We start from the raw sequence: 25,079 nt of genomic DNA on the forward strand, positions 1-25,079 counted from the left end.
GGCGGCCGCGTCCCTGGATCGATCAGCGCGTCGCGGTCAGAGCCGCGAAGACCACGACGTTGTCCTCGTAGCCGGCCTTCTCGCTGTACTGCCCGCCGCAGGTGATCACCCGCAGTTCGGGCCGGGCCGACGGGCCGTAGACCTTCTCGTCGGGGAAGTGCTTCTTGTCGTAGACCTCCACGGCGTAGACGCTGAACACCGCGGTGCGCTGGTCCGCCCGGACGATCTCGATGACGGCACCCTCGCGCACGGAACCCAGCTTGTGGAAGACACCGGGCCCCAAGCTGGTGTCCACGTGCCCCGCCGTGATGGCGGTGCCCACGGCACCCGGCACGGTTCCGCCGGCGTACCAGCCGGTCAGCACGGGGTTGTTGTCGGGCGGGGGTTCCAGGGCTCCCGCCGCGTCGAGCCCGAGCTTCATCATGGGCGCGTCCACCTTCACCGCCGGGATCCGTAGCCGGAGCGGCGTCGAGGGAGGGAGGGGCTGCACGGCGGGACGCGAGGAGGGGGCGCTGCGGGAGGGAACCGGCCCGGCACCCGGCGTCGGCGACACGGGGCTCGCGGGGGTCGGCCCTGCCGGTTCGGGCCCGGTCGGCAGCGGGAGCAGGGGCGCCGGGCGGACGTGTGCCCCCGGCAGGAGCACCGGTGGTGCGATGGGACGTCGTACGAAGGAGGGGGGCTCGGGGGCGGCGTGGTCAAAGGCCAGATAGGCGGGAGCCCGTGGAAGAGTCACGGGGGCGGCCGGGGGGACCGTGGCCGGTTGCGGGGCGGCGGGCGGTGCGGCGGCTCCGGAGCCCGGTGGCTGTGGCGGTGTGCTGTCACGCAGTCCGCCGGCCACCAGGGCGGTGCCCGCCACGAGGGCCCAGACGAGGTGCTTGACCGCCGGGAACGACTGGGGGGACGTGGTGCTGGTCCTTCGCCCGGTATCCATCGCGTGTGCCTCAGCTTCGCAGCGGGTGGGTGGGTGTCCGCGGGGACCGGACGGGGACGGCGTCCGGTCCCGGGGACGTGCGTCATGCGTCATGCGTCATACGTGGTGCGTCACGCGTGGTGCGTGCGGTCAGGAACCGGCCCGGGCGGTCCTGCGGCGCAACCTGACCACTCCCCCGGCCACGGCTCCGGCGAGCAGCACGCTTCCGAGGGCGAGCTGCGTGTTCTGGTCGGTGGGGGCTCCGAAACCGGCGTCGACCCCGCCGGAGGGGACGCGGTCCTCGATCTTGTAGGTGTCCGTGATCATGACCCGCGGCGGGCACTTCACCGTGACCGTGTCGGTGCCCGGCTCGGTGCCCCTCGGAATCTCGAACACACCGACGAGCACGCCTTCCCGGTCGCCCGCGAAGAGGTGGAAGGCACCTGCCGCCTCCGACGTGCCCTTGCCGTAGGTCTCCTTGCCGCAGTCCCTGGTGCTCACGGTGACCTGGGAGCCGGGCGAGGCCTTGGCGGGGCTGATCCGAATGGTCTGGTCGCCCGATGGGGCGTCCGCCGCTCCGGCGGCCGGGGCCGCGAGTGCGAGGGAGCCTACGGCCAGACAGATACCCGCACCGATGCGTGTGTTGCGCATGTGGATCCTCCAACGGGAGCAGGGTCCGGCCGGTCTGCGCGGCACCTCTGCTGTGCTCCCGAGGCAACCGACAGGCCGTCACCTCTGCAACACGAGGTGCTGCCCGCCACGTCACCCGGCCAGGCGCGCGACTGCGCGGCCCGGCGATCGTTTACGCAGGTCACGTGATTGGGAGTGACACCTGAGGAGGGGTCACTCCAAGGACGGCGAACGGGCTAAGGCAGCGCGCGTCGGCGGCCGCCGACGGGTCGGTCCCAGGCTCCGGCCGAAGGAGCGGGGCGGATCCGGATACGGACGCGGGGGAACGTCGGGGCCGTGGCCGGAGCGCGACCTGATCGGGCCTCAGGCACCGCTCGTCCACGGAATCGGGAGCGTTCACCGCGGCCTCGACGTGGAACGAGCGGAGCCGATCGAAGGAGTGCGGAGCCCCTGGGGAGTCCGCCTCGACGGAGCGGCTCGGGCCGGGCAGCCGCCACCCGCGCTGCCTGACGCCGAGCGGGGCACCCGCCTCCTGGGCGTCTCACAGCGGGGGTCCGGAGGCAGGCACAGGCCCCCCGCGCTGCCGTCGCCGGGCACGGTCAGGAGAACTGGTCCCGCAGCTCGCGCTTGAGGATCTTGCCGCTGGCGTTGCGTGGGAGTCCGTCGACGAACAGGACCCTCTTCGGGGCCTTGAAGTGGGCAAGTGCCCCGCGGGCGTGTTCGATGAGTTCGGCCTCCGAAGCCTCGCCCCGGAGCACCACGAACGCGGTGACGGCCTCGATCCAGCGCTCGTCGGGCAGGCCCACCACGGCAGCCTCGGCCACCGCGGGGTGGGCGTAGAGGGCATCCTCCACCTGCCGGGAGGCGACGAGCACTCCTCCCGAGTTGATGACGTCCTTCACCCGGTCGACGACGGTGAAGTAGCCCTCCGAGTCGCGGACGGCGAGATCGCCGGAGTGGAACCAGCCGTCGCGGAAGGCCTCCGCGCTCTCCTCCGGCTTGTCCCAGTAGCCCTGGCACAGCTGAGGGGAGCGGTAGACCACTTCGCCCGCCGTGCCGTCCGGCACTTCTGTGCCGTCCTCGTCGATCACCTTCGCCTCGACGAAGAGCACGGGCCGCCCGCAGGAGTCCATCCGGCCTTCGTGCTCGTCGGGGCCGAGGACCGTGGCGAGGGGGCCGATCTCGCTCTGGCCGAAGCAGTTGTAGAACGCCAGGTCCGGCAGCCGCTCGCGCAGGCGCTCCAGGACGGGCACCGGCATGATCGACGCGCCGTAGTAGGCCTTGCGCAGGCCCTGGAGCTCACGGGTGGGGAACTCCGGGTGGTTGGCGAGCCCGATCCATACGGTCGGCGGTGCGAAGAGGCTGTCCGCCCGGCCCGCTTCGACCAGGTCGAAGATCCGGCCGGCGTCCGGGGCGTCGAGGATGGTGTTCTCGGCGCCGACCGCGAGGTAGGGCAGCAGGAACACGTGCATCTGCGCGGAGTGGTAGAGGGGCAGCGAGTGCACCGGCCGGTCGGTGGGGCGCAGGTCGAGTGCGGTGACGGCGCTGACGTACTCGTGGACGAGCGCTCCGTGCGTCATCATCGCGCCCTTGGGCCGGGCGGTCGTGCCGGAGGTGTAGAGCAGCTGGACCAGGTCGTCGGCGCCGGGTTCACGCGCCGAGGTGAAGGGACGCGGTGTGTCCAGTTCGCCGAGGAGGGAGTCCGGCGCGTCGCGCAGCGGCCGTACGGTGTGGCCGGAGGGGACGCGCGGGGCGAGGCCCGGGTCGGTGAGGACGAGCGTGCTGCCCGACTGGCTGAGGATGTACGACAGGTCCTCGCCGGTGAGGTTCTGATTGACCGGCACATGGACCAGCCCAGCCCGGGCGCAGGCCAGGTAGGCGATCAGGTACACGTCGGAATTGTGGGCGTAGGACGCCACCCGGTCGCCGGGGCGCAGTCCGTGCGAGGCGGTCAGTACGGCGGCCGCCGTACTGACCGCCTCGTCCAGGGCGGCATAGGTCCAGGAGCGCTCGGCGTACCGTACGGCGGTGCGCCCGGGGGTGCGCCGTGCGCTGCGCGTCAGGACGCCGTCCACTGTGCTGCTGTGTACACCTGTCATGGCGTGATCCTGGGGTGCGGCTCGCCGAGAATCAAGGGCCGGGGACGGCCGTGTCGACCGGCCGGCGCCCGGTCCGGCCCGCAACGGCCGGTCCCGGCACCCCCGGCACTCAGCTGACGGGTCGTCAATATCTCCTCGCCGCCAGGGCTCCCCGGGCGGCGACGGTGACAGTAATCTCTGCCTCGGCAAGAAGTTTCATCACCGTACGAGATTTCGAAAGTTACTTTCAGTCGGGTGCTTTCGACGTGAGGGGAAGGGTTCCGGATGGCCGGAGACGTGTCGGACCGAGGAATGAGCCGTCGGAGGCTGGGCGGCGGGATACTGGCGCTGGGCGGGGCACTCGCCCTCGCCCCGATCCCCTTCGCCGGGGCGGCGGGAGCGGCGGTCGGCGTCGAGCGGGGCGCGGGGCCGTCCGGCGGCGGCGCACCTACGGGAACCGGGGCGGGTATGGGGTCAGGGAGCGGCCGGCCGACGCTGCGCCGCGGGTCAGCCGCGCGTGCCGGGCTGCTGGCGGACCAGCTCGACCAGCTCGTCACCGATGCGGAGAAGTACCTCGACGCCTCTCCCGTGCACCCCTGGTACGCGGGCGCGGTCCTGCTCGCGGGCAGGGGCGGCACGGTGGCCCTGCACCGGCCGGTCGGGAAGGCGGTGCGCTACTCGGCCTACGACGAGAAGACCGACACAGGTGTGGAACTGCCGCCGGACCAGCAGATCGCGATGGCCGAGGACACGGTGTTCGACCTGGCCTCGGTGTCCAAGCTGTTCACCTCGATCCTCGCCGTGCAGCAGATCGAACGGGGCGCGCTGGAGCTGGAGGCGCGGGTCGCCTCGTATCTTCCCGACTTCGCCGGTGGAGGGAAGCAGGACGTCACCGTCCGTCAGCTGCTCACGCACACCTCCGGCTTCCGCGCGTGGATCCCCCTGTACAAGGAGCCGACCCGTGAGGGGAAGCTGCGTCTGATCTGGGACGAGGTCCCCACCTCGGCTCCGGGCACCGCGTACCTCTACTCCGATCTCAACCTCATCTCGTTGCAGCTGATCGTGGAGAAGATCACCGGCCGCACCCAGGACGTCCTGCTCCGCGAGGAGATCACCGCGCCGCTCGGGATGCACCGCACCCGGTACAACCCTCCCGCTTCCTGGAAGCCGAAGATCGCGGCCACCGAGGACGCCCGGCTGCCCTGGTCGGGGCTCGAGCGCGGGATGATCCACGGCGAGGTCCACGACGAGAACGCGTACAGCCTGGGCGGAATCGCGGGCCACGCGGGGGTCTTCTCGTGCGCCTGGGACCTGGCCGTGCTGGCGCGCACCTTGCTGAACGGAGGCACCTACGGCAGGTCCCGGATCCTGTCCGAGGAGTCCGTGGAGCTGTTGTTCACCGACTTCAACACCGCGTTCCCCGGAGACGAGCACGGCCTGGGCTTCGAGCTCTACCAGCACTGGTACATGGGCGCGATGGCCACTCCGCGCACGGCGGGGCACACGGGCTTCACGGGCACAAGCCTCGTCCTCGACCCGACGACGGACTCCTTCCTGATCGTCCTGGGCAACTCCGTCCACCCGGTGCGCGGCTGGCGCTCGGGCAGCGCACCACGGGTGGCCACCGCCAACCGGATGGCGCGCGCGGTTCCGGTGCGCCCGGTCCGGGGCGGTACCGCCTGGTTCTCGGGCATGGCGAGCGCCACCACCGCGACGCTCACGCTGCCCGCACTGCGCCCCACCGCCTCACGCCCGTTGCTGAGCTGCGACTTCTGGTGGGACACCGAGCCGGCTTCGGATGCCCTCCTGCTGGAGGCCTCGCCGGACTCGGGAGGGACGTGGCAGCCCGTGCCGTTCACCACCGTACCCACGGACGGTGAGCGCCCACGGGAGTCCCAGCCGCATCCGGACGGCTCGGTCTCCGGGTGGTCGGGGCGGGTGTGGCACCGACTGGAGGCAGACCTGGGCACGCTGCGGGGCACGGAGATACGGCTGCGGTGGCGCTACACCACGGACGCGATGTACGTCGGGCGCGGTGTGTACGTCGACGGCATCCGGGTCGAGGACGGCGGGCGCACCCTCTTCGACGAGCGACGCCCGGGTGACGCCCGCCTCGTCGAGGCGACGGGGTGGGCCGTTTCCGCCGACTGACCGGAGCGCGCTGGTTGGATGACCGGCATGAACGGAACCCATTCCATAGACAGCCCGTGGGGCGTGTCGGTGTTCGGGGCGGCGAGCGTGGACGCCGCACCGGACCTGGCGCGCCTCCGCCTGGCGATCGTGCAGATCAAGAACACGCCGGGCGAGGCATTCGCCGCCACGCGGGGCGGGGTGAACGGGATCCGTGCGGTCCTGCGGCGGCACGGAGTCCCGGAGACCGCGGTGTCCACGTCCAGACTGATCCTTTCCTCCCGGTGGAGCTACGGCAGCGACCGCACGTTCCTGGGATACGAGTGCAGCGCCTCGTTCGTGATCGAACTGCGCGAGCTGGACAGCCTGGAGACCGTCCTCATCGACACCGTCGACGCCGGGGCCAACGAGGTCAAGAGTGTCGAATTCGACGTGAGCACGAAGAAGGAACTGCGCGCCCGGGCCCGCATCGCGGCCGTGGCAGCGGCGCGGGAGAAGGCCGGCCTGTACGCGCAGGCGGCGGGGACACGGCTGGGGCCCGTCGTCCACATCAAGGATGTGGACGCCGAGCAGATCCAGAGCTATCGCGGGCACGGCGGCGCCGACGCCGACGGCGGCGAGGGCGATCTGACGCCCGGCAAGGTGACCGTCTCGGCAGGGGTCGTCCTCGGCTTCTCACTGCTCGGCGGTTGAGGGCACGCGCCGCGGCGCGTGCCCTCAACCGCGCGCGCCGCGGCGCGACCACGACGGAGCGCGGGCCGCCCCGGAGCGGCCCGCGCTTCCTGATCCACTGCCGCGGAATACGGCCGAGGAGACCGTCGTGGGGACCACCCCGAGCAACCATCGAAACTTTCGACTGAACTTCTGATCTCCTTTCGTCACACGTCGGTATGACGATGAAATATTTAGGCGGGCAGACATCCCAGACGTCGACTGTCGCGCTGTCTCCGCAGGTTGAGCCATCAATTCCCCTCAAATGAGCGGGTATTCGCTCGGAAATATTTCGGAAATGTAGCGTTGACGCGTCCTCCCGTTACGCGCATACTCTCCCTCGCTCCCCTTGTTCCACAGCTCGTCCTCCCGTCGGCCCGCACACCCTCCGGGGCGTCCGACGGCGGATGCACAGCACCTCGAACGGTCCGAAACCCCTGCCCGGGCGCCCGGTTCGACGCGCCCGGCAACCGGAAGAAGAGGCTGGAATACGTGATGGCCCAGATTCCCCCCGGCGGCGTCCCCGCCCGCCCGCATACGCCGGCCCGTGCCAGACGGGCTCTGTCGCTCGTCACGGCGGGCGTCCTCGCCGCAGCCGGTGTCGTCGCGCTCGCCGGCAGCGCCGAGGCGACCGGCGCGCTCGGTGACGCCGCGGCCGCCAAGGGCCGCTACTTCGGAACGGCGGTGGCGGCCAACCACCTCGGTGAAGCACCGTACGCCTCCACGCTGGACGCCCAGTTCGACTCGGTCACCCCCGAGAACGAGATGAAATGGGACGCGGTCGAGAGCTCCCGCAACTCCTTCAGCTTCTCCGCGGCCGACCAGATCGTCAGCCGCGCCCAGAGCAAGGGGATGAAGGTGCGCGGCCACACACTCGTGTGGCACTCGCAGCTTCCCGGCTGGGTGAGCGGTCTGAGCGCCACCGATCTCCGCTCGGCGATGAACAACCACATCACCCAGGTGATGACCCACTACAAGGGCAAGATCCATTCCTGGGACGTGGTGAACGAGGCGTACCAGGACGGCGGCAGCGGGGCACGGCGCAGTTCGCCGTTCCAGGACAAGCTCGGCAGCGGCTTCATCGAGGAGGCGTTCCGAACCGCCCGCACGGTCGATGCCGACGCCAAGCTCTGCTACAACGACTACAACACCGACGGTCAGAACGCGAAGAGCAACGCGGTGTACGACATGGTGAAGGACTTCAAGGCGCGCGGCGTCCCGATCGACTGCGTGGGCTTCCAGTCGCACTTCAACAGCAACTCGCCGGTGCCCTCCGATTTCCAGGCCAACCTGCAGCGCTTCGCCGATCTCGGTGTCGACGTGCAGATCACCGAGCTGGACATCGAGGGCTCCGGTTCCGCCCAGGCCGCGAACTACACCAAGGTGGTGAACGCCTGTCTTGCCGTCACGCGATGCACGGGGATCACCGTCTGGGGTGTCACGGACAAGTACTCGTGGCGCAGCAGCGGAACACCCCTGCTGTTCGACGGCGACTACAACAAGAAGCCGGCCTACGAAGCCGTGCTCGCCGCACTCGGCGGATCGAGCGGAGGCGGGGACGACGGTGGAGGGGACGACGGTGGCGGGAGCACCGGCGCCTGCACCGCGACGTACACGCAGACCTCGACGTGGAACGGAGGGTACAACGGGCAGGTGACCGTCAAGGCCGGCACCGCGGGCATCACCACCTGGTCGGTTCCGGTGACCGTCCCGTCGCCCCAGAAGGTCTCCGCCCTCTGGAACGGCACACCCACCACCTCGGGGAACGTGATGACGGTCAAGCCTGCCTGGAACGGAACGCTGGCGGCCGGTGCCTCGACGAGCTTCGGGTTCACCGTCACGACGAACGGCAGCACGACGGTGCCGGTCGTCGGGGCCTGCACGGCCTCCTGAACAGCCGCACCCCCGATCCTGGTTCCGGGCTCCAGGCGGCACAGGACCCGGCGAGGCACCCGCCTCCTCCGTCCTGACCGGCGGGACAGGACGGGGTGCGACGGGCCCGCACCGGGCCGCACCGTCCCTCTGAGGCGCTCCGCTCCGACCGTCGTCCGGCCGGGGCGGGGCGTCTCCGTTTCCCGGGCGGACGCCGCCGTGGAGCCGGTCCGTACAGTGGGCTGCTGACACCCCGGTCGGCGGAGGCCGCGGTCACCGGCCCAGTGCCGCCATGGCGGCGTTGTGGCCGGGCACGCCGCTCACCCCGCCGCCGCGCACCGCGCCGGCCCCGCACAGCAGCACGTTGGCATGGGCGGTCTCCACGCCCCATCGGCCCGTCTCCCCGGTGGCGTAGGGGAAGGAGAGGTCGCGGTGGAAGATGTGACCGCCGGGCAGTCCGAGGTCCCGTTCCAGGTCGAGGGGTGTCTTCGCCTCGATGCACGGCCGCCCGTCGGCGTCGGACGCCAGACAGTCGGCGATCGGCTCGTCGAGGTGGGCGTCGAGTTCGGCCAGGGTGGCTTCGAGCAGGCGCGCACGCGTCGCCTCGTTGTCCGTCCTGAAGAGCCGGGCGGGGGTGTGCAGTCCGAAGAGCGTGAGGGTCTGGTAGCCGCCGGCCGCGAGACCGGGGCCGAGGATCGACGGGTCGGTGAGGGAGTGGCAGTAGATCTCGGAGGGCGGGGCGCCGGGCAGGTGTCCGGCCGCCGCTTCCCGGTACGCGGTGGCCAGTTGCTCGTACCCTTCGGCGATGTGGAACGTACCGGCGAACGCCTGGTGCGGGTCCACGGAGCGGTCGCGTAGCTTCGGCAGGCGCGTGAGCAGCATGTTCACCTTCAGCTGCGCGCCTTCGGCCGGGGCGGGCGGCTCCTCGCCGAGGAGCGCCGAGAGCGTCCGGGGCGACGCGTTGACCAGGACCCGGGCCGCGCCGACGACGTGTTCACCGCGAGGTGAGCGCACGGTGACCTCGGCGCGGGTTCCTTCGGTCTCGATACGGGTGGCCTCGTGCAGGACCCTGATCTCGGCTCCCGCCGAGCGGGCCGCCGCGGCCAGGGCGTCGGTGAGCGCGCCCATGCCGCCGACCGGGACGTCCCAGTCCCCCGTGGAATTGCCGATCACGTGGTAGAGGAAGCAGCGGTTCTGGACGAGGGACGGGTCGTGGGCATCGGCGAAGGTGCCGATCAGCGCGTCGGTGAGCACCACTCCGCGGACGAGGTCGTCGGTGAAGTTCTCCTCGACGGCGACGCCGATGGGCTCCTCGAAGAGCATGCGCCAGGCTTCCGCGTCGTCCACACGCGCCCGCAGCTCCTCGCGGGCCGGGAGGGGGTCGGTGAGGGTCGGGAACACACGCTCGGCCACCCGTCCCGTCAGCCCGTAGAAGCGCTGCCAGGCGTCGTACTCCCGGTCGCCGCCGGTCATGGCGGCGAAGGAGTCCCGGGTGCCCTCGCCGCCGACGAGCAGCCCGGTCGGGCGCCCGCCGCGCGTCGTGGGGGTGTACGAGGAGACGGTGCGCCTGCGTACGGCGAAGTCGAGGCCGAGCTCACGGACGATCTTCCGCGGGAGGAGCGAGACGAGGTAGGAGTAGCGGGAGAGCCGGGCGTCGATCCCGTCGAAGGGGCGCGCCGAGACGGCCGCTCCCCCGGTGCGGCCCAGACGTTCCACGACCAGCACGGAACGGCCGGCGCGGGCCAGGTAGGCGGCCGCGACAAGGCCGTTGTGGCCACCGCCGACGATCACCGTGTCGTAGGCGGCGTGCGTGGGTGTGCCGGGTGAGTCCGTCCGGTCCGCGGGCATGCCCCTTCCTAACACGCGATGATCGCCCTGGACAGGGTGCGGGCCCGTGGACCACGGGGCGAGGGCACCGGAAACCCGCCCGCGGTGGCCGCTGTGGCAGGGTGCTGGCTGAGCCACCTCAGCGAGCTGCTGGCCCTGCGCGCCGACCACACGGCAGGGGCGCACAGCCTGACCAGGGAGGACTATCGCGTGGCGGGGAGCGCGTCAGCGGCCCTCGCGGACTTCGACGCCTCGGCGTCCGCGTGGCGGGCCGCGTTGCTCGGAGCCGACGACGCGGCGCTCGACACCGTCGGGTACTGCACCTACCCGTACGGCAGCGACCCCGAGGATCTCTTCCTGAACACCGTGTGGTGGGTCAACCAGGAACTGCTGCACCACGGGGCGGAGATCGCGATGCTGCGCGACCTCTACCGCGTACGGAGTGACCTCGTCTGAGACCTGACGGTCAGTGCGGCGGCATTCCCCGCTGCCGTCGCAGGTCGGCGACCCGCCGGTAGAGGTCCACCGCCTCCGTGCCGCGGCCGAGCTGCTCCAGGCAGTGTGCCTCGTCGTTGCGGCTCGCGAGGGTGTCGGGGTGGCCGGGGCCCAGAACCCGTTCGCGGATCTCGGCGACCGTGCGGTAGTCGGTGAGCGCGTCGGCCCAGCGTCCGAGCCAGCCCAGGCCGACAGCCACCTCGCGACGGCTGACGAGCGTGTCGGGGTGGCCGGGCCCCAGGGTGCGTTCGCGGATCGCGCAGACCTCGCGTGACTCGGCCAGCGCCTCCTCCCACCGCGCCATGCGGCCCAGGTTGACGCCGAGGCCGTGCCGGGCGCGCAGCGTCTCGGGGTCGGCGGGGCCCCCGGCGCGTGTGCGGTCCTCCACCAGCCCCCTGTACAGCTCCAGGGCCTCGGCGCTGCGGCCCAGCCGGCCGAGGCTGATGCCCACCTCGTAGCGCGCGGACAGGGTGTCGGGGTGGTCGGCGCCGAGCGCGGCGGCGCGCGCCTGTGCCACCTCGCGGTACGTCTGCAGGGCTTCGGTCCAGCGTTCCATCCGGCCGAGCGTGCAGGCGACTTCGTACAGCGTGACGAGGGTGTCCGGATGCGTCGCGCCGAGGACACGGCCGCGGGCGTCCGCCACCTCGCGGGCCATCCGGTACGAGTCCTCCAGGCGGCCCAGTCTGCTGAGGTTGAACGCGAGGTTGTGGCGGCAGCGCAGGGTGTCGGGGTGGTCCGGGCCCATCGAGCGCTCCCGCGAGGCCAGCACCGCGGCATAGACCTGGTGCGCCTCGAAGTGGCGGCCGAGCTGCCCGAGGACGTAGGCCGTCTCCTGCCGGGCGGCCAGGGTCTCCGGGTGGTCGGGCCCCAGGGCGCGTTCGCGTCCGTCGGTCACCCGGCCGAACTCGCGCAGCGCGTCCGCGGGGTGTCCGGTGCGGCTGAGGGTGAATCCGACCTCGTACCTGCTGGCGAGGGTGTCGGCGTGGTCGGGGCCGAGCACGCGCTCCCGCTCGGCGGCGACCGCGCGGTGCACCTCGCCCGCCTCCTCCCAGTGGCCCAGGCGGCCGAGGTCGAGGCCGGCGCTGTGCCGGCCGGCCAGGGCGGCGAGCAGCCCGGGCGCCGGGGTGGGGCGGCCGGCCCCCGCGTGCGGGGTGCCACCGGTGGGGGCCTGCGCTGCCCCGGTGGTCCACGCCCCGGTCAGCGCGGTCGCCTGGTCGACGGCCGCCGACCCGGGATGGGCGGCGGTCGCCTTGTGCCCGGTGGTCATGTCGCGTGTCCAGGAGGGCAGTCGGGGCCGGCGTGCCCCGGTGTGCGGGGCCTGGACCTGCGGCGCGGCGCGGACCCTCGTGGCCTCCGGCTGCGCACCCGTGCGCCCGAGTGCGATGCGCTTCCGCAGTTCGCCGGCGTCGGCCGGCCGCTCCCCGGGCGTCTTGGCCAGCAGTTCAAGGACCACCTGGTCGAAGAACTCCGGGAGTTCGGCGCGGTGGGACCGCGGGGACTCGGGTGCGGTGTCGCGGTGCCCGACGAGCACGGCCCAGGCGTCGTCCATGTCGAACGGCGGGACACCCGTGGCGATCTCGTACAGCACGCAGCCCAGGGAGTAGAGATCGCTGCGGTGGTCGACCTCCACGCCGCTGATCTGTTCCGGCGACATGTAGTGCGGGGTCCCCATCGCGATGCCGGTGCCGGTGAGCCGGGAGGTGAAGCCGATGTCGTGGCCGAGCCGGGCTATGCCGAAGTCGCAGATCTTCACCGCTCCGTCGTCGAGCCGCATGATGTTCGCGGGCTTGAGGTCACGGTGCACGATGCCCTGGCGGTGCGTGTAGCCGAGGGCGTCGGCGACCTGTTCCGCGATGTCGACGACGTCGTCCACGGGCAGGGGGTGCTGCTCGTTGTCCTCGAGGAGCTGGCTGAGGTTGCGCCCCTCCAGGAGCTCCATGACGAGGTAGAGGACGCCGTCCGACTCACCGAAGTCGTGGACGACGGTGACTCCGCGGTGCTGGAGCGCCGCGGCCACCCGGGCCTCGCGTCGGAAGCGCTCGCGCAGTATGCGGGTGAAGTTCTGATCGTGCTGCGGGCCCACCGGCTTCAGGCACTTGACGGCCACCTGCCGGCCCAGCGATTCGTCGCGCGCACGCCACACCTCGCCCATGCCTCCGCGCCCGATCAGGTCGAGGAGCCGGTAGCGGCTCTGGATCAGCCTGGTGTCCGCCATCGCCTGCTGTCGCCCCCGTCTGCATCGCTGCCCGCTACCGCTGCTGCGCCCTCCCCGGCCCGTCCAGTATGGCTGCCTGTCTGCGGAGTCCGTACGGTGCGGGTCGGCTGCCGGGGCCGAGCCGTGCCACGGCCTTCACGATGTGGCGGGGTGGCAGACGCCGGCGCAGACGCGCGGGAATGACGCGCAGGGCGGCTCCGGTCGTCCGCAGACGGCGGTCGACCACGGCCCGCGGGGGTGCGGCTCTGCCGTACAGCTCGTGGGCGTACGCGGGCAGCGAGTCGTAGGCGAGTGCGGCCACCCGCCGCCAGAGCAGGGCACGCGCGGGCACCAGCAGGGCCGGGACCGGTGGGTCGCGGAGGAAGTCGTCGACCTCCGAGGCCTCCGGGCCCGCGTCGAGCAGGGGCCGGACCTCTTCGAAGTAGGCGGCGAGGGCCGCGGTCGTGGCGGGGACGTGCGACGGGTCGAGCCCGACGAGGCGGGCGCTCTCCCGCTGCTCGTCGACGTAGCGGTCGGCCTGGGAGCCGGTGAGCGGGAATCCGGAGCGGCGCTCGACCTGGAGGTACGAGTCGACCTCGGCGCAGTGCACCCAGAGCAGCAGTTCCGGCTCGTCGATGCCGTAGACCTCACCGGTGACCGGGTCGGTGGCGTCGAGGAGCCGGTGGATCTTGCGGACGCGGGCGCCGTACCTCTCGGCGGACTGCGTGGTTCCGTAGGTGAGCGCGCCGACGAAGTCCGCCGTACGCAGCAGGCGCCCCCAGGCGTCGTCGCGGAAGTCGGAGTTCTGCATGACACCGCGGACGGCGCGCGGGTGGAGGGCCTGGAGGTAGAGGGCGCGGACGCCGGCCACCCACATCATGGGGTCCGCGTGCATCTGCCAGGTGACGGAGCGGGGGCCGAAGAGTCCCTCGTCCGGATCGTTCATCGGCTCGTTCCTTCCGTTCGGCGGTGGAACCGGGGCGGTCGCAGCGGACGGAACGTGGTTCGTAGGATGGCGTCGGACCGCGGGTTACATGCATACCGCGACCACGCACGTCACGGGGAGGGGTGAGGCCGTGCCCAGGTGGGGACTGGTCGTGGAACAGAACCTCGGATTCGGCCGGCAGGGGAGGATGTGGTCGGTCAGTGTGCTGGACCACGTGGAGGGGACGCGTGAGGAGGCGCTCGCGGTGCTGCGGACCCGGGCAGAGCGCTTCGAGCCGGTCCATCCGACCAGTCCGAGACGCCGGATGCTCTACCGCGAGGCGGACGGCTTCCTGCTGGTGGTCGACGGGGTCTGGCAGCCCTTCCACTGCCGCTTCACGGTGGCTGAGCAGCTGTACGACAGTGCCGCTCCGGAGCCCGTCGCGGAGCGGCCCCCCGTACCGGTTCCGGCAACGGAGGCCGAGGACGGGCCCGCGCGGCTGCCGGGGGCCGCACATCCCGAACCCGAACCCGAGCCCGAGCCCGGTCCAGGGCCACCGCCCGCGTGGGACGCCGGGGTGCCCGAGGTGCCGTCCTGGCTGGGCCGGGACGGCCTCCCCTGACGCCGGTCAGCGCTTGACGGCCCGCAGGACGACGAACTTCGGGTCACCGGCCACGGTGACGCAGTTGCCGAAGATCCGCCTCAGCTGGGTGTGGTAGCCGAGGTGCCGGTTGCCGACGACCCACAGCTCACCGCCCTGGCGCAGCGCCGTACGTGCTCCGTGGAACATGTTCCGGGCCGTGGCGTCGGTGACCGCCTGGTGCGAGTGGAACGGCGGGTTCGTGAGGACGAGGTCCACGCTGGCGGGAGGCACGTCCGCCATCGCGTCACCGACGAGGAACTCGGCCTCGGCGTCCGGCCCGGCGTTGTCGTGGAAGGTCGCCTCCGCGGAGGCGACGGCCTGGTACGACTCGTCGATGAAGGTGACGGCGGCATCCGGGTTGGCAAGGGCCGCGGCGGTGCCCACGACGCCGTTCCCGCACCCGAGGTCGACGACGCGGTCGGGGCCCTTTCGGTCCGGCAGGTGCTTGAGGAAGAAGCGGGTGCCGATGTCCAGGCGTTCGGCGCAGAAGATCCCCGCGTGGTTGGTGACGGTGCGGCCGGAGACCGCGCCGACGTCGTCGGGCAGGTCGTAGTGGTACGGCCACGGGCTGGCGGTCCTGGGCAGGGCCGGATCGGGGGTGCAGAAGATGAGGCGCGCCTTCTTCACCGCGAGGGATGTGCGGGTGGGCCCGATGATCCGCTCGAAGAGCTTGAGGGTCGAGGTGTGGATCTCCTTCACCATGCCGGTGCCGATGACGACGGTTCCGGCATGGACGGCGGGCGCGAGCCTGTGGAGCTGGTCCTCCAGCAGCGCGAGGCTCTTGGGTACCCGCACGAGCAGCAAATCGACGCGTTCCGGCGGGGTGTCGCGCACCGAGAGCATGCGCACCGCGTCAGGTGCCGCACCGTTGCGCGCCAGATTGGCCTGGGTGGCGCGCCGGGCGAGGTAGGAATCGGTGATCTGCAGGGGGCTGTACGCGGCCAGCGCCGTGGCGAGCGCACCCCACCGGTCTCCGACGACGGCCACGGTGCCGGTGGGCCGGACCGGCTCGCTTCCCTCCGCTCCCTCCAGCCGGCGCAGCAGGTATTCGTCGGCGGCGTCCCACGCGCGGAACGGGTCGCGAGGGCTCTCGGGAAAGCGGGCGAGATCGAATTCGCCCTGTGACGTCGTCAAACGGTTCATATTGCGTTCAGGCTAACCGAGGGGCGGGGAGCGTTCCGCATGCTCCCCGCCCCCGACCTGCCGCCCGGGCCTACGGGAGCCGCTTGTCGATGGCCGAGCGGCCCTCTTCGGACAGCCTGCGCCGGGCCCATTCGAGACTTTCGGGGGTCAGGTCCCGCCCGGAGGCGAGTACCAGGTCCTCCGCGGTGGGCTGATCGCTGCCGCCGGTGTGCAGCAGACGGTCGGGGGTCACCCCCCGTACGCGCGGTGCGGATACGGATTCGGACTCTTCGCTCATACCGCCTCCTCGTCCTTGCGGCAATTCTCGCGCCGGGGCGGCATCCGCGCATCCGAGACCCCGGCGGGCCACGGAAGACCTGTCACTTGACTTGCACATGATGAATACGCAACGTTCACACGACCGGCACCGTGCGTGTGGAAGGCTCCCGACCGAGCAGACAGCATCCGGCACCACGACACCGTCTCGCCGCCCCGGAGAGGACACCCCACATGTCCGTTCGTCGCCGTTTCTACGCGCGTCCACTACTCGCGACAGCCGCCTCGATCGCCGTACTCACCGGTGTCGCCGCCACCGCGCCCGCCACCACCCCCTCGGAGGCCGGCGCGGCGTCGCCGGCCTCCGCGCTCGACGACACCTACTACCAGGACGCCCTGGGCAAGACCGGCACCGCGCTCAAGAGCTCGCTGCACACGATCATCAGCGACCAGACCAAGCTCTCCTACACACAGGTGTGGGACGCGCTCAAGGCCACCGACGAGGACCCGTCCAACGCCTCCAACGTGATCCTCCTCTACACCGGCCGTTCCCAGTCCAAGAGCACCAACGGGGGCGACACCGGCGACTGGAACCGCGAGCACGTCTGGGCCAAGTCCCACGGCGACTTCGGCACCTCGACCGGTCCCGGCACCGACATCCACCACCTGCGCCCCACGGACGTCCAGGTCAACTCGGTCCGGGGCAACAAGGACTTCGACAACGGCGGGAGCACCGTGTCCGGGGCGCCCGGCAACTACACCGACAGCGACTCCTTCGAGCCGCGCGACGCGGTCAAGGGCGACGTCGCCCGGATGATCCTCTACATGGCCGTGCGCTACGAGGGCGACGACGCCTTCGCCGACCTCGAGCCGAACGACAGCGTGAACAACGGCTCGGCCCCGAACATCGGGCGGCTCTCCGTGCTGAAGCAGTGGAGCCAGGAGGACCCGCCGGACAGCTTCGAGCAGAACCGCAACGACGTCATATTCGACCGGTTCCAGCACAACCGGAACCCGTTCATCGACCACCCCGAGTGGGTCGAGGCCATCTGGTAGGGGTCAGTCCGTTCCGGCCACGACCTCCGCGCAGTGCGCGGCGGCCTCCTCACGGGAGCCGAAGCGCGGCAGGTCCTGGCCGGTCCGCTCCCGGACCAGGTCCGGCGGCCCCAGGCGGTCACCGGGATCGACCACTGCCGCACGCCGTCCTTCCCGGGCGAGCCGGGACAGGCCGGCGTGCAGCAGTGCCAGGGCGACGGAATCGGCGCCCGTCACCTCACGCAGGTCGAGCACCACCGCACCGGCCCGCTCGGGGCCCGACTCGTCCAGGGCGTACAGCACGCGCTCGGCGGCCGTGAAATCCAGGGCACCCTGGGCCGCGACGACGCCCACGCGCTCCCGCGACGCACGCACCCGCTGCCCGGACGGCGCCGTGGGAAGTACGTCCGCGGTGGTGACCAGCGTGACGGTGGAGCCCGGCAGCGCCGGGTTCCTCATGAGGTGGAGCCCGAGGCGTTCGGAAAGCGCGCCGAGCGCCGCGTGGCCGCGCACCGAGGTACCCGCCGCGTCCAGCAGGGGGCTGTAGGTGGCCAGTCCGAAACGGGCCGGCCCCGCGGCGATCAGACCGCCCGACACCCCGCTCTTGGCGGGCAGGCCGACCCGGAGCAGCCAGTCACCGGAGGCGTCGTACATCCCGCAGGTGGCCATCACCGCGAGGACCTGCGCCGCGACCTCGGGGGACACGACCTTCTCACCGGTGACCGGGTTGACCCCGCCGTGCGCCAGGGTGGCGGCCATCACCGCGAGGTCGACGGCGGTGGCCCGCACCGCGCACTGCCGGAAGTAGGTGTCCACGGCGGCCACCGGATCGACGGGCAGCGTCCCGGTGCCGCGGATCAGATAGGCGAGCGCCCGGTTGCGGTCCCCGGTCGCCGCCTCGGATGCGTACACGCCCTCGTCCACGTCCAGCTTCCGCCCGGCGAACCGGCTGAGGCAGGTCAGGACACGGTCGAACGCGGGAGTCCCTCGGCTGTCGGGGACCAGGGCGGTGGTGACGATGGCACCGGCGTTGACCATCGCGTTGGCGGGCCGCCCGGTGCCCGGTTCCAGGCTGATGGCGTTGAACGCCTCGCCGCTCGGTTCGGCGCCCACCCAGCGGCCCACCTCGTCGAGGCCGAGCGAGGCCAGCGCGAGGGCGTAGACGAACGGCTTGGAGACCGACTGCAGGGTGAAGGGGGTGTCCGCCGCGCCCGCGCTGTAGGTGTGTCCGTCCATGCTGACCAGTGCGATCCCGAAGTCGTCGGGGTCGGCACCGGCCAGCTCCGGGATGTAGTCGGCCCGCCGGCCCTCACGCACGCCGGCGAAGCGCCGGTGGAGCTCGCGCAGCGCGTCCGTCACGGCCTCGGACGCGCTCACCGGCGGCCCACCGGGTGCCGCACGGGGCACGCGGGGACCGACGCCTCCCCCGTCACTCCGCCTCGTCGCCGAAGATCTCGCGGAGCTTGGCCTCGCGTTCCGTGTCGAGGTTGCTGTGCAGCAGTTCGGCGCCGCCTCCGGGCAGCGACTCGCTGATGCGGCTGGGCACCTCGTCCATGGTGAGCAGGAACAGCGCGGACGTCCCCGGGGTCACCTGCTCCTTGACCTCGGCGATGAACTCGTCGTCGATCCCGATGTCCGCGAGCCTCCCGCCCAGCGCCCCGGCCGCGGCACCGATGGCAGCGCCCAGCAGCGGCATCAGGAAGATGAGCCCGAAGAGCATCCCCCAGAAGGTGCCGCTCAGGGCGCCGGCGCCGACGAGGTTGACCAGCTGCTTCGTCCTCGGCTTGGAACGCTCGGCGGGCCAGGTCACGACGGCGGCGTCGAGGATCCTGACCAGTCCCTCCTTCTGGAGCGACTTCAGGGCCGTCTCCACGCTCTCCGCGCCCTCGGCCGACCGGAACTTCCACACAGTGAGCGTGGACATCGCAGGCACCTCCGACAAGGAAGGGAATAATTCGCCCATATTAGGATCAAAAGGTATGAATTGACTCGTCGAACGACCCGCCCCGCACCCCGGGGCGGCTTCAGCACCGAGGACCCCGAACCCTCCGGGAGGGAACGATGGATACGGACGCCCTGACGCCGGACCTGTTGCAGAGACTTCGCGCGACCCGGCCCTATCCGGCCCTGTCCCTCACGATGCCGACCCACCGCAGGGCGCCGGACAACGCCCAGGACGTCGTACGTCTTCGGAACCTGGTGGCCGAGGCGGGCAGTCGGCTGGACGCCGACCCCCGCGTCGGCGACGAGACCCGGGCCGCGGTGAAGGCGCAGCTCGACCGGGCGGCGGCCGAGGTGGACCAGCGCCGCGCCCTGGAGTCCCTCGTCATCCTCGCCGACGCCGACGAGTACCAGATCTGGCAACTGCCTCGCACCGCCCCCGAGCGAGTGGTCCTGAGCGACAGCTACCTCACCCGCAACCTGGTCGCGGCCAAGGCCGGGGCACAGCTCTTCTGGGTGCTCAGCCTCTCCGCGGAGCACGCCTCCCTCTTCTCGGGCACCAACGACGGCCTGCGCCCCGAGAAGAGGAACGGATTCCCGCTCACGGCCCCGCACGAGGCGCCCAACCCCCAGCGCGAGGAGCGGATCGGCGACACTCCGAGCACCTACAGCAGCGAGGACGCGCGCAACTTCCTCCGCACGGTCGACGAGAAGCTGCGCACGGTCCTGGCGGCGGACCCGCGTCCACTCTTCCTGGTCGGCCTCGCACCCGCGCTCTCCCTGCTCGACGAGGTCGGCGAGAGCGCGAAGCCCGCCGTCGGCAGGGTCGCGAAGGGCACGACCGCGGAGACGACACCGCCCGAGCTGCTCAAGGAACTGGCCCCGGCACTGGAGGACTGGCGCGAGCAGGCCGCCGCCCGCATCCGGGAGAGGCTCGACAACGCCCACAGCAGCCGGTCCTTCGCGGGCGGGCTCGACGAGGTGTGGCTGGCCGTACGGGAGGGCCGGGCAGGCCTGGTCGCGGTCGAGGAGCACTTCGAGCAGACGGTCAGGGTCACCGACGGCCACCTGGAGCCGGTCGGCCCGGACACCACGTCGGCCACCGACGGCCAGGTGCGCGAGGACATCGTCGACGAGCTCGTCGAAGCGGCACTGGACAACGGCTGCGAGGTGGCCTTCGTTGCCGACGACTCCCTTGCCGGACATGGCCGGCTCGCAGCGGTTCTGCGCTTCTGACCGCGTGTCCCTACGTGAGGATTATGTGAAGTATGTCTAGGTTTGGCGCTCCGAAGTCGATCTCACCACGTTGATCTCACAGATCACGTCGTGCACGAAGGAGAGCCATTCATGGACCGATTCAGGCGCGCGTCGGCGGCAGCCCTGCTGACAGCGGTGGCACTGGCCGGCGCGGTGGGCGGGGCCGCGGCGTCGTCCGGTGTCCCCGCACCGCCGTCCGGGGAGCGCGCGCAGGACCTGGCATCGCGGCCGGCCCTCTCCGCGCACGCGACCGCGCGCACCGTGGCCGCCTGGGAGGAGTTCCGCATCCACGGCGCCGCCCGCAACGTCGGTTCCGGCACCCCCGTCACCCTGCAGCAGAAGCAGGGCAAGCACTGGGTGTCGCTGCCCGCCACGATGAAGACCGCCGGCAGCGGCGCGTACAGCCTGCGCGTGAAGCTGGGCATGAAGGGCGAGAACGTCCTCCGGATCGTCGGCGGCGGGGCCGTCTCGCCGGTCGTGCGCACGATCGTGAGCTGAGCGTCCTCCCCACGCGCTTCGGCCGGCCCGCTTCCTCGCGGGCCGGCCGAAGCGCGTGGGGAGGAGAGCCGGTCAGCCCTCCCAGGTCCAGTCGGCCACCTCGGGCAGGTCCGTGCCGTGCTCCCGGATCCACTCGTGGTGGCGGGAACGGGCATCCGCCATCGTCTGCCGCACCGCCGCGGCGCGGACCCCCAGACCGGGCACGCGGTCGACCACGTCCATGACCAGCCGGTAGCGGTCCAGGTCGTTGCGGACCACCATGTCGAACGGCGTGGTGGTGGTCCCCTCCTCCTTGTAGCCCCGGACGTGCAGGTGGTCGTGGACCGCACGCCGGTAGGCGAGACGGTGCACCAGCCAGGGATAGCCGTGGTAGGCGAAGATCACCGGCTTGTCCCGCGTGAACACGGAGTCGAACTCCGCGTCGGGCATTCCGTGCGGGTGCTCCCCGTGCGGCAGCAGCCGGGTCATGTCGACGACGTTGACCACGCGGACGGCCAGCTCCGGGAGGTGACGCCGCAGCAGCCCGGCCGCCGCCACCGTCTCCAGCGTGGGTACGTCCCCGGCGCACGCAAGCACCACGTCGGGCTCGCGGCTGCCGTCCTCCGTTCCGGCCCATTCCCACACCCCGGCACCCCGGGCGCAGTGCGCGCGCGCCTCGTCGAGGGTGAGCCAGTCGAAGCCGGGCTGCTTGCCGGCGACGATCACGTTGACGTAGTCGCGGCTGCGCAGCACGTGGTCGGCGGTGGACAGCAGCGTGTTGGCGTCCGGCGGCAGATAGACCCGGACGACCTCGGGGCTCTTGTTGAGGATGTGGTCGACGAAGCCGGGGTCCTGGTGCGAGAAACCGTTGTGGTCCTGGCGCCATACGTGCGAGGTGAGCAGGTAGTTCAGTGAGGCCACGGGAGCTCGCCAGTGCAGCCGGCGGGAGGTGCGCAGCCACTTGATGTGCTGGTTGACCATGGAGTCGACGATGTGGGCGAACGCCTCGTACGAGGAGAACAGGCCGTGGCGTCCGGTAAGGAGGTACCCCTCCAGCCAGCCCTGGCACAGGTGCTCCGAGAGCACTTCCATCACCCGGCCGTCGCGGGCCAGGTGCTCGTCGGTCGGCAGGATCTCCGCCTGCCAGGCCTTGCCGGTCGCACCGTAGAGCGCTCCGAGGCGGTTGGACTCGGTCTCGTCGGGGCCCACGACACGGAAGTCCCTGCGGCCGGCGGTGGCCGCCATGACGTCCGCGAGCAGCCCGCCCAGGATCCGGGTGGGCTCGTGCAGGACCGTCCCCGGCCTGTCGACCCGCACGGCGTGCTCCTCGAGGGGAGGAAGCGGCAGGTCCCGCAGGAGCAGCCCGCCGTTGGCGTACGGCGTCGAGCCGAGCCGTGCCGTGCCCTCGGGGACGCAGTCCAGGACCTGAGCGGTGGGCCGGCCCTCGGCGTCGAAGAGTTCCTGGGGCCGGTAGGAGCGCATCCACGCCTCGAGTTGGCGCAGGTGGTCGGGGTTGTCCCGGACACCGGGCAGCGGGACCTGGTGAGCGCGCCAGGTGTTCTCCACGGGCACGCCGTCCACGTCTTCGGGCCCGGTCCAGCCCTTGGGGGTGCGCAGCACGATCATCGGCCAGCGGGGACGTGCGGACGCGCCCCCGGTGCGGGCCGCGCGCTGGTACTCCCCGATGCGGTCCAGTGCGAGGTCCATGGCGGCGGCCATGGCGCGGTGGACGGCGGCGGGCTCGTCCCCCTCGACGTGGAGGGGGTCGTGGCCGTATCCGCGCAGGAGCGCGTCGAGTTCGTCCTCGGGAAGCCGTGCGAGCAGCGTCGGGTTCGCGATCTTGTAGCCGTTGAGGTGGAGGATCGGCAGGACGGCTCCGTCGTGCACGGGGTCGAGGAACTTGTTGGAGTGCCAGGACGCGGCGAGGGGCCCCGTCTCGGCCTCCCCGTCGCCCACGACGCAGGCGACCAGGAGGTCCGGGTGGTCGAAGGCCGCGCCATAGGCGTGGGTGAGGGCGTAGCCCAGCTCCCCGCCCTCGTGGATGGAGCCCGGGGTCTCCGGCGCGACGTGGCTGGGCACCCCGCCGGGGAAGGAGAACTGCTTGAAGAGGGCTCCCATTCCGGCGCGGTCACGGCTCACATCGGGATACGTGTCCGCGTAGCTGCCCTCCAGCCAGGAGTTGGCGAGGACGGCGGGACCGCCGTGGCCCGGCCCCCAGACACAGAGCGCCTGCCGGTTCCGTGCCTTGACGACCCGGTTGAGATGGGTGTGGACCAGGTTCAGTCCGGGTGACGTGCCCCAGTGTCCGAGCAGCCGGGGCTTGATGTGCTCGGGGGCGAGCGGCTCCTCGAGGAGCGGGTTGGCCATCAGGTAGATCTGGCCGACCGCCAGGTAGTTGGCGGCCCGCCAGTGCGCGTCGAGCGCCGCGACCTCGGTGCCGGACAGGGTGGAGGCCGCGGGCGGTGTTCGGGCATCGGTCATGAGGCGTCTCCCTGGTCAGGACTCAGCGGGCGTCCGGGTCGGGGCCGTACCAGACGGTGGTCGCGTTGCAGAATTCGCGGATGCCGTGTCCCGCCAGCTCCCGTCCGTAGCCGGAGCGCTTCACCCCGCCGAACGGCAGCGCGGGGTGGGAGGCGGTCATGCCGTTGAAGAAGACTCCGCCGGCCTCCAGGTCGCGCACACAGCGGTCCATCTCCCCCTCATCGCGCGTCCACACGTTGGAGCTGAGCCCGAACGGGGTGTCGTTGGCCAGCTCCAGGGCCTCGTCCAGGTCCGCGACCCGGTAGAGCGTCGCCACCGGGCCGAAGGTCTCCTCGCGGTGGATGCGCATGGCGGGGGTGATCCCGGTGAGCACGGTCGGCTCGTAGAACCAGCCGCGGTCCAGGCCCTCGGGCCGCCCGCCGCCGCACAGCGCTGTGGCGCCCTCGGCGAGGGCGTCCTCGACGAGTTCCTCCAGGTCGGCGCGGCCCTGTTCGCTGGAGAGCGGGCCCACGTCGGTGGACTCCTCCAGCGGGTCGCCGACGGTCAGGGCGCGCATCCCCGCGGTGAACCGCTCGGCGAACGCGTCGTACACGTCGGCGTGGACGATGAACCGCTTGGCCGCGATGCAGGACTGGCCGTTGTTCTGCACACGGGCGGTCACCGCGGTCCCTGCGGCCTTCTCGACGTCGGCCGAGGGCAGGACGAGGTAGGGGTCGCTCCCGCCGAGCTCCAGCACGGTCTTCTTCACCTCGTCACCCGCGACCGAGGCGACCGCCCGGCCGGCCGGTTCGCTGCCGGTGAGGGTCGCCGCGGCGACCCGGGGGTCGCGCAGGACCCCCTCGACGGCGCCCGAGCCGATGAGGAGCGTCTGGAAGCAGCCTCGGGGGAATCCGGCCCTGGCGAACAGGTCCTCGATGTACAGGGCGGTCTGCGGCACATTCGAGGCGTGCTTGAGCAGACCGGTGTTGCCCGCCATCAGTGCCGGTGCGGCGAACCGCATGACCTGCCAGAGCGGGAAGTTCCACGGCATCACGGCGAGGACGACGCCCAGGGGCCTGTAGTGCACCCGGGCACGCGCGGCACCGGAGTCCTTGACGTCGGTGTCGTCGGGGTGCTCGTCGGCCAGCAGGCGTTCGGCGTTGGCCGCGTACCAGCGCATCGCCTTGGCGCACTTGGCGGCCTCGGCGCGGGCGGCCTTGACCGGCTTGCCCATCTCGGTGGTCATGGTGCGCGCGATGTCCCGCTGGTCCTCGTCGAGGAGGTCTGCGGCACGGTTCAGCAGGCGCGCGCGCTCGGCGAAGTCCGTGGTGCGGTAGTCGCGGAACGCCCGGTGCGCGGCCGCGAGCCTGCGCTCGGTCTCCTGCTCGTCCAGGGCGTCGAATGTCCTGAGTGTCTCGCCGTTCGCGGGATCGACCGTCGCGATGGGCATGGCAGTCCTCCTTGCTCTGTTGTCCGACCGTCGCGCCGTGCGGCGGCGCGCGAGTGGCCCCCACGCACACGTACCCGGCCGGCGCGGATCATGCGTGCCGGGGCACACCGTCCGCGCCGGCCGGGCCGGGCACCGGGCTGTCCGTCACACCAGTTCGGCCACCGGTGTGCGCTCACCGGCACTCGCGCCGTCCTCGGCGGGGCCGCCGAGGAACGTGAGGCCGCCCGGGAGCGGCGTACGCGGAAGCAGTCCGGTGGTGCACGGCGTCTCGGCGTAGCGCGTGAACCACACGACTTTGCCTTCGGGCGTCCGGCAGGTGCCCCAGCTGTCGCTCAGGGCCATGACACGGCTGAGGCCGCCGCCACCGCCGTCGAGCAGCCGGGGCATCCGGGAGTCGTCGTCGGCCACGGACACCGTCAGGTGCCGGCCGGTCCAGCGGAGCTCGACGACGCAGTGCTTCTCGTCGCCGACATGGCGCTGGACGTTCGTCAGGAGCTCCTCGGCGGCCCGGCACACCGGCCGGACGTGCAGGTCGAGACTCCAGTGACGAAGGTGTGCGGCGACTATGCGCCGCAGCTGGGAAATGCGCTCTGCCGACACGTGCAGTTCGACCAGATAGTGCCGGTCGAGTGGAACGGTCATCGTC

20 protein-coding genes and 1 pseudogene are annotated in these 25,079 nt (G+C 71.7%); 8 read left to right on the plus strand and 13 right to left on the minus strand.

Annotated features, from left to right (window positions below):
- Positions 1-22: 22 nt before the first annotated feature.
- The 3 genes from ACIRJR_RS14760 to ACIRJR_RS14770 all read right to left on the minus strand — a co-directional run bounded on the left by ACIRJR_RS14760 (position 23) and on the right by ACIRJR_RS14770 (position 3,639).
- Complete coding sequence (locus ACIRJR_RS14760; protein ID WP_403779266.1) at positions 23-1,024, minus strand: class F sortase; 1,002 nt, start codon at positions 1,022-1,024, stop codon at positions 23-25.
- A 36-nt stretch (positions 1,025-1,060) separates the two neighbouring features.
- The gene (locus ACIRJR_RS14765) at positions 1,061-1,561 is read right to left on the minus strand and encodes a sortase (RefSeq protein ID WP_403779269.1); all 501 of its coding nucleotides are present in this window, start codon (positions 1,559-1,561) and stop codon (positions 1,061-1,063) included.
- Positions 1,562-2,139: 578 nt separating this feature from the next.
- Positions 2,140-3,639, minus strand: a complete 1,500-nt coding sequence (locus tag ACIRJR_RS14770) for an acyl-CoA synthetase (protein WP_403779272.1) — start codon at positions 3,637-3,639, stop codon at positions 2,140-2,142.
- 264 nt (positions 3,640-3,903) lie between these two features.
- Between ACIRJR_RS14770 and ACIRJR_RS14775 the strand changes: the two genes are divergently transcribed.
- The 3 genes from ACIRJR_RS14775 to ACIRJR_RS14785 all read left to right on the plus strand — a co-directional run bounded on the left by ACIRJR_RS14775 (position 3,904) and on the right by ACIRJR_RS14785 (position 8,352).
- Positions 3,904-5,769, plus strand: coding sequence for a serine hydrolase (locus ACIRJR_RS14775; protein WP_403779275.1), 1,866 nt, complete (start codon positions 3,904-3,906; stop codon positions 5,767-5,769).
- Between the two features lie 27 nt (positions 5,770-5,796).
- Positions 5,797-6,441 carry an SIMPL domain-containing protein gene (locus tag ACIRJR_RS14780; RefSeq protein WP_403779278.1) on the plus strand — a complete coding sequence of 215 codons (645 nt, stop codon included), beginning with the start codon at positions 5,797-5,799 and terminating at the stop codon, positions 6,439-6,441.
- A gap of 513 nt (positions 6,442-6,954) precedes the next feature.
- Positions 6,955-8,352 (plus strand): endo-1,4-beta-xylanase, encoded by a 1,398-nt coding sequence (locus tag ACIRJR_RS14785; RefSeq protein ID WP_403779281.1) that lies wholly within the window; start codon positions 6,955-6,957, stop codon positions 8,350-8,352.
- 252 nt (positions 8,353-8,604) lie between these two features.
- Here ACIRJR_RS14785 and ACIRJR_RS14790 read toward each other — a convergent pair whose 3' ends face one another.
- Positions 8,605-10,179, minus strand: a complete 1,575-nt coding sequence (locus ACIRJR_RS14790; protein ID WP_403779284.1) for a phytoene desaturase family protein — start codon at positions 10,177-10,179, stop codon at positions 8,605-8,607.
- A gap of 105 nt (positions 10,180-10,284) precedes the next feature.
- Between ACIRJR_RS14790 and ACIRJR_RS14795 the strand changes: the two are divergent.
- Positions 10,285-10,614: pseudogene (locus tag ACIRJR_RS14795) on the plus strand (DinB family protein); the annotation flags it as partial.
- A 10-nt stretch (positions 10,615-10,624) separates the two neighbouring features.
- Here the strand turns inward: ACIRJR_RS14795 and ACIRJR_RS14800 are convergent.
- Both ACIRJR_RS14800 and ACIRJR_RS14805 read right to left on the minus strand, forming a co-directional pair.
- Entirely contained in the window at positions 10,625-12,868 is a 2,244-nt protein-coding gene (locus ACIRJR_RS14800; protein ID WP_403779287.1) for a tetratricopeptide repeat protein, read from the minus strand.
- Between the two features lie 34 nt (positions 12,869-12,902).
- The gene (locus tag ACIRJR_RS14805) at positions 12,903-13,793 is read right to left on the minus strand and encodes an oxygenase MpaB family protein (RefSeq protein WP_403779290.1); all 891 of its coding nucleotides are present in this window, start codon (positions 13,791-13,793) and stop codon (positions 12,903-12,905) included.
- Between the two features lie 130 nt (positions 13,794-13,923).
- Between ACIRJR_RS14805 and ACIRJR_RS14810 the strand changes: the two genes are divergently transcribed.
- Positions 13,924-14,394, plus strand: a complete 471-nt coding sequence (locus ACIRJR_RS14810) for a hypothetical protein (protein ID WP_403779293.1) — start codon at positions 13,924-13,926, stop codon at positions 14,392-14,394.
- A gap of 6 nt (positions 14,395-14,400) precedes the next feature.
- On the opposite strand, the gene ACIRJR_RS14815 is transcribed toward ACIRJR_RS14810, so the two are convergent.
- Positions 14,401-15,558, minus strand: coding sequence for a methyltransferase (locus ACIRJR_RS14815; RefSeq protein WP_403779296.1), 1,158 nt, complete (start codon positions 15,556-15,558; stop codon positions 14,401-14,403).
- Between the two features lie 70 nt (positions 15,559-15,628).
- Complete coding sequence (locus ACIRJR_RS14820; RefSeq protein WP_403779299.1) at positions 15,629-15,835, minus strand: hypothetical protein; 207 nt, start codon at positions 15,833-15,835, stop codon at positions 15,629-15,631.
- Positions 15,836-16,047: 212 nt separating this feature from the next.
- Here ACIRJR_RS14820 and ACIRJR_RS14825 point away from each other — a divergent pair, with 212 nt between their 5' ends.
- Positions 16,048-16,869 (plus strand): endonuclease I family protein, encoded by an 822-nt coding sequence (locus ACIRJR_RS14825; protein ID WP_403779302.1) that lies wholly within the window; start codon positions 16,048-16,050, stop codon positions 16,867-16,869.
- Positions 16,870-16,872: 3 nt separating this feature from the next.
- On the opposite strand, the gene glsA is transcribed toward ACIRJR_RS14825, so the two are convergent.
- Together glsA and ACIRJR_RS14835 are read right to left on the minus strand one after the other, a co-directional pair.
- Positions 16,873-18,225 (minus strand): glutaminase A, encoded by a 1,353-nt coding sequence (glsA, locus tag ACIRJR_RS14830; RefSeq protein ID WP_403779305.1) that lies wholly within the window; start codon positions 18,223-18,225, stop codon positions 16,873-16,875.
- Between the two features lie 52 nt (positions 18,226-18,277).
- Positions 18,278-18,772 carry a DUF1269 domain-containing protein gene (locus tag ACIRJR_RS14835; protein ID WP_403779308.1) on the minus strand — a complete coding sequence of 165 codons (495 nt, stop codon included), beginning with the start codon at positions 18,770-18,772 and terminating at the stop codon, positions 18,278-18,280.
- A gap of 137 nt (positions 18,773-18,909) precedes the next feature.
- On the opposite strand from ACIRJR_RS14835, the gene ACIRJR_RS14840 reads away from it, so the two are divergent.
- Both ACIRJR_RS14840 and ACIRJR_RS14845 read left to right on the plus strand, forming a co-directional pair.
- Positions 18,910-20,025, plus strand: coding sequence for a chemotaxis protein (locus ACIRJR_RS14840; RefSeq protein WP_403779311.1), 1,116 nt, complete (start codon positions 18,910-18,912; stop codon positions 20,023-20,025).
- Positions 20,026-20,136: 111 nt separating this feature from the next.
- Positions 20,137-20,544 (plus strand): hypothetical protein, encoded by a 408-nt coding sequence (locus tag ACIRJR_RS14845; RefSeq protein ID WP_403779314.1) that lies wholly within the window; start codon positions 20,137-20,139, stop codon positions 20,542-20,544.
- A gap of 72 nt (positions 20,545-20,616) precedes the next feature.
- Here the strand turns inward: ACIRJR_RS14845 and ACIRJR_RS14850 are convergent, their stop codons facing one another.
- The 3 genes from ACIRJR_RS14850 to ACIRJR_RS14860 form a co-directional block, all read right to left on the minus strand.
- Positions 20,617-23,004: a phosphoketolase gene (locus tag ACIRJR_RS14850; RefSeq protein ID WP_403779317.1), complete on the minus strand. Its 2,388-nt coding sequence runs from the start codon at positions 23,002-23,004 to the stop codon at positions 20,617-20,619.
- Between the two features lie 22 nt (positions 23,005-23,026).
- Entirely contained in the window at positions 23,027-24,433 is a 1,407-nt protein-coding gene (locus ACIRJR_RS14855) for an NADP-dependent succinic semialdehyde dehydrogenase (protein ID WP_403779320.1), read from the minus strand.
- 144 nt (positions 24,434-24,577) lie between these two features.
- Positions 24,578-25,075, minus strand: a complete 498-nt coding sequence (locus ACIRJR_RS14860) for an ATP-binding protein (RefSeq protein ID WP_403779323.1) — start codon at positions 25,073-25,075, stop codon at positions 24,578-24,580.
- Between the last annotated feature and the right edge of the window lie 4 nt (positions 25,076-25,079).

The sequence above is a fragment of the Streptomyces sp. NPDC102402 genome, assembly GCF_044765765.1.
GTDB lineage: Bacteria > Actinomycetota > Actinomycetes > Streptomycetales > Streptomycetaceae > Streptomyces.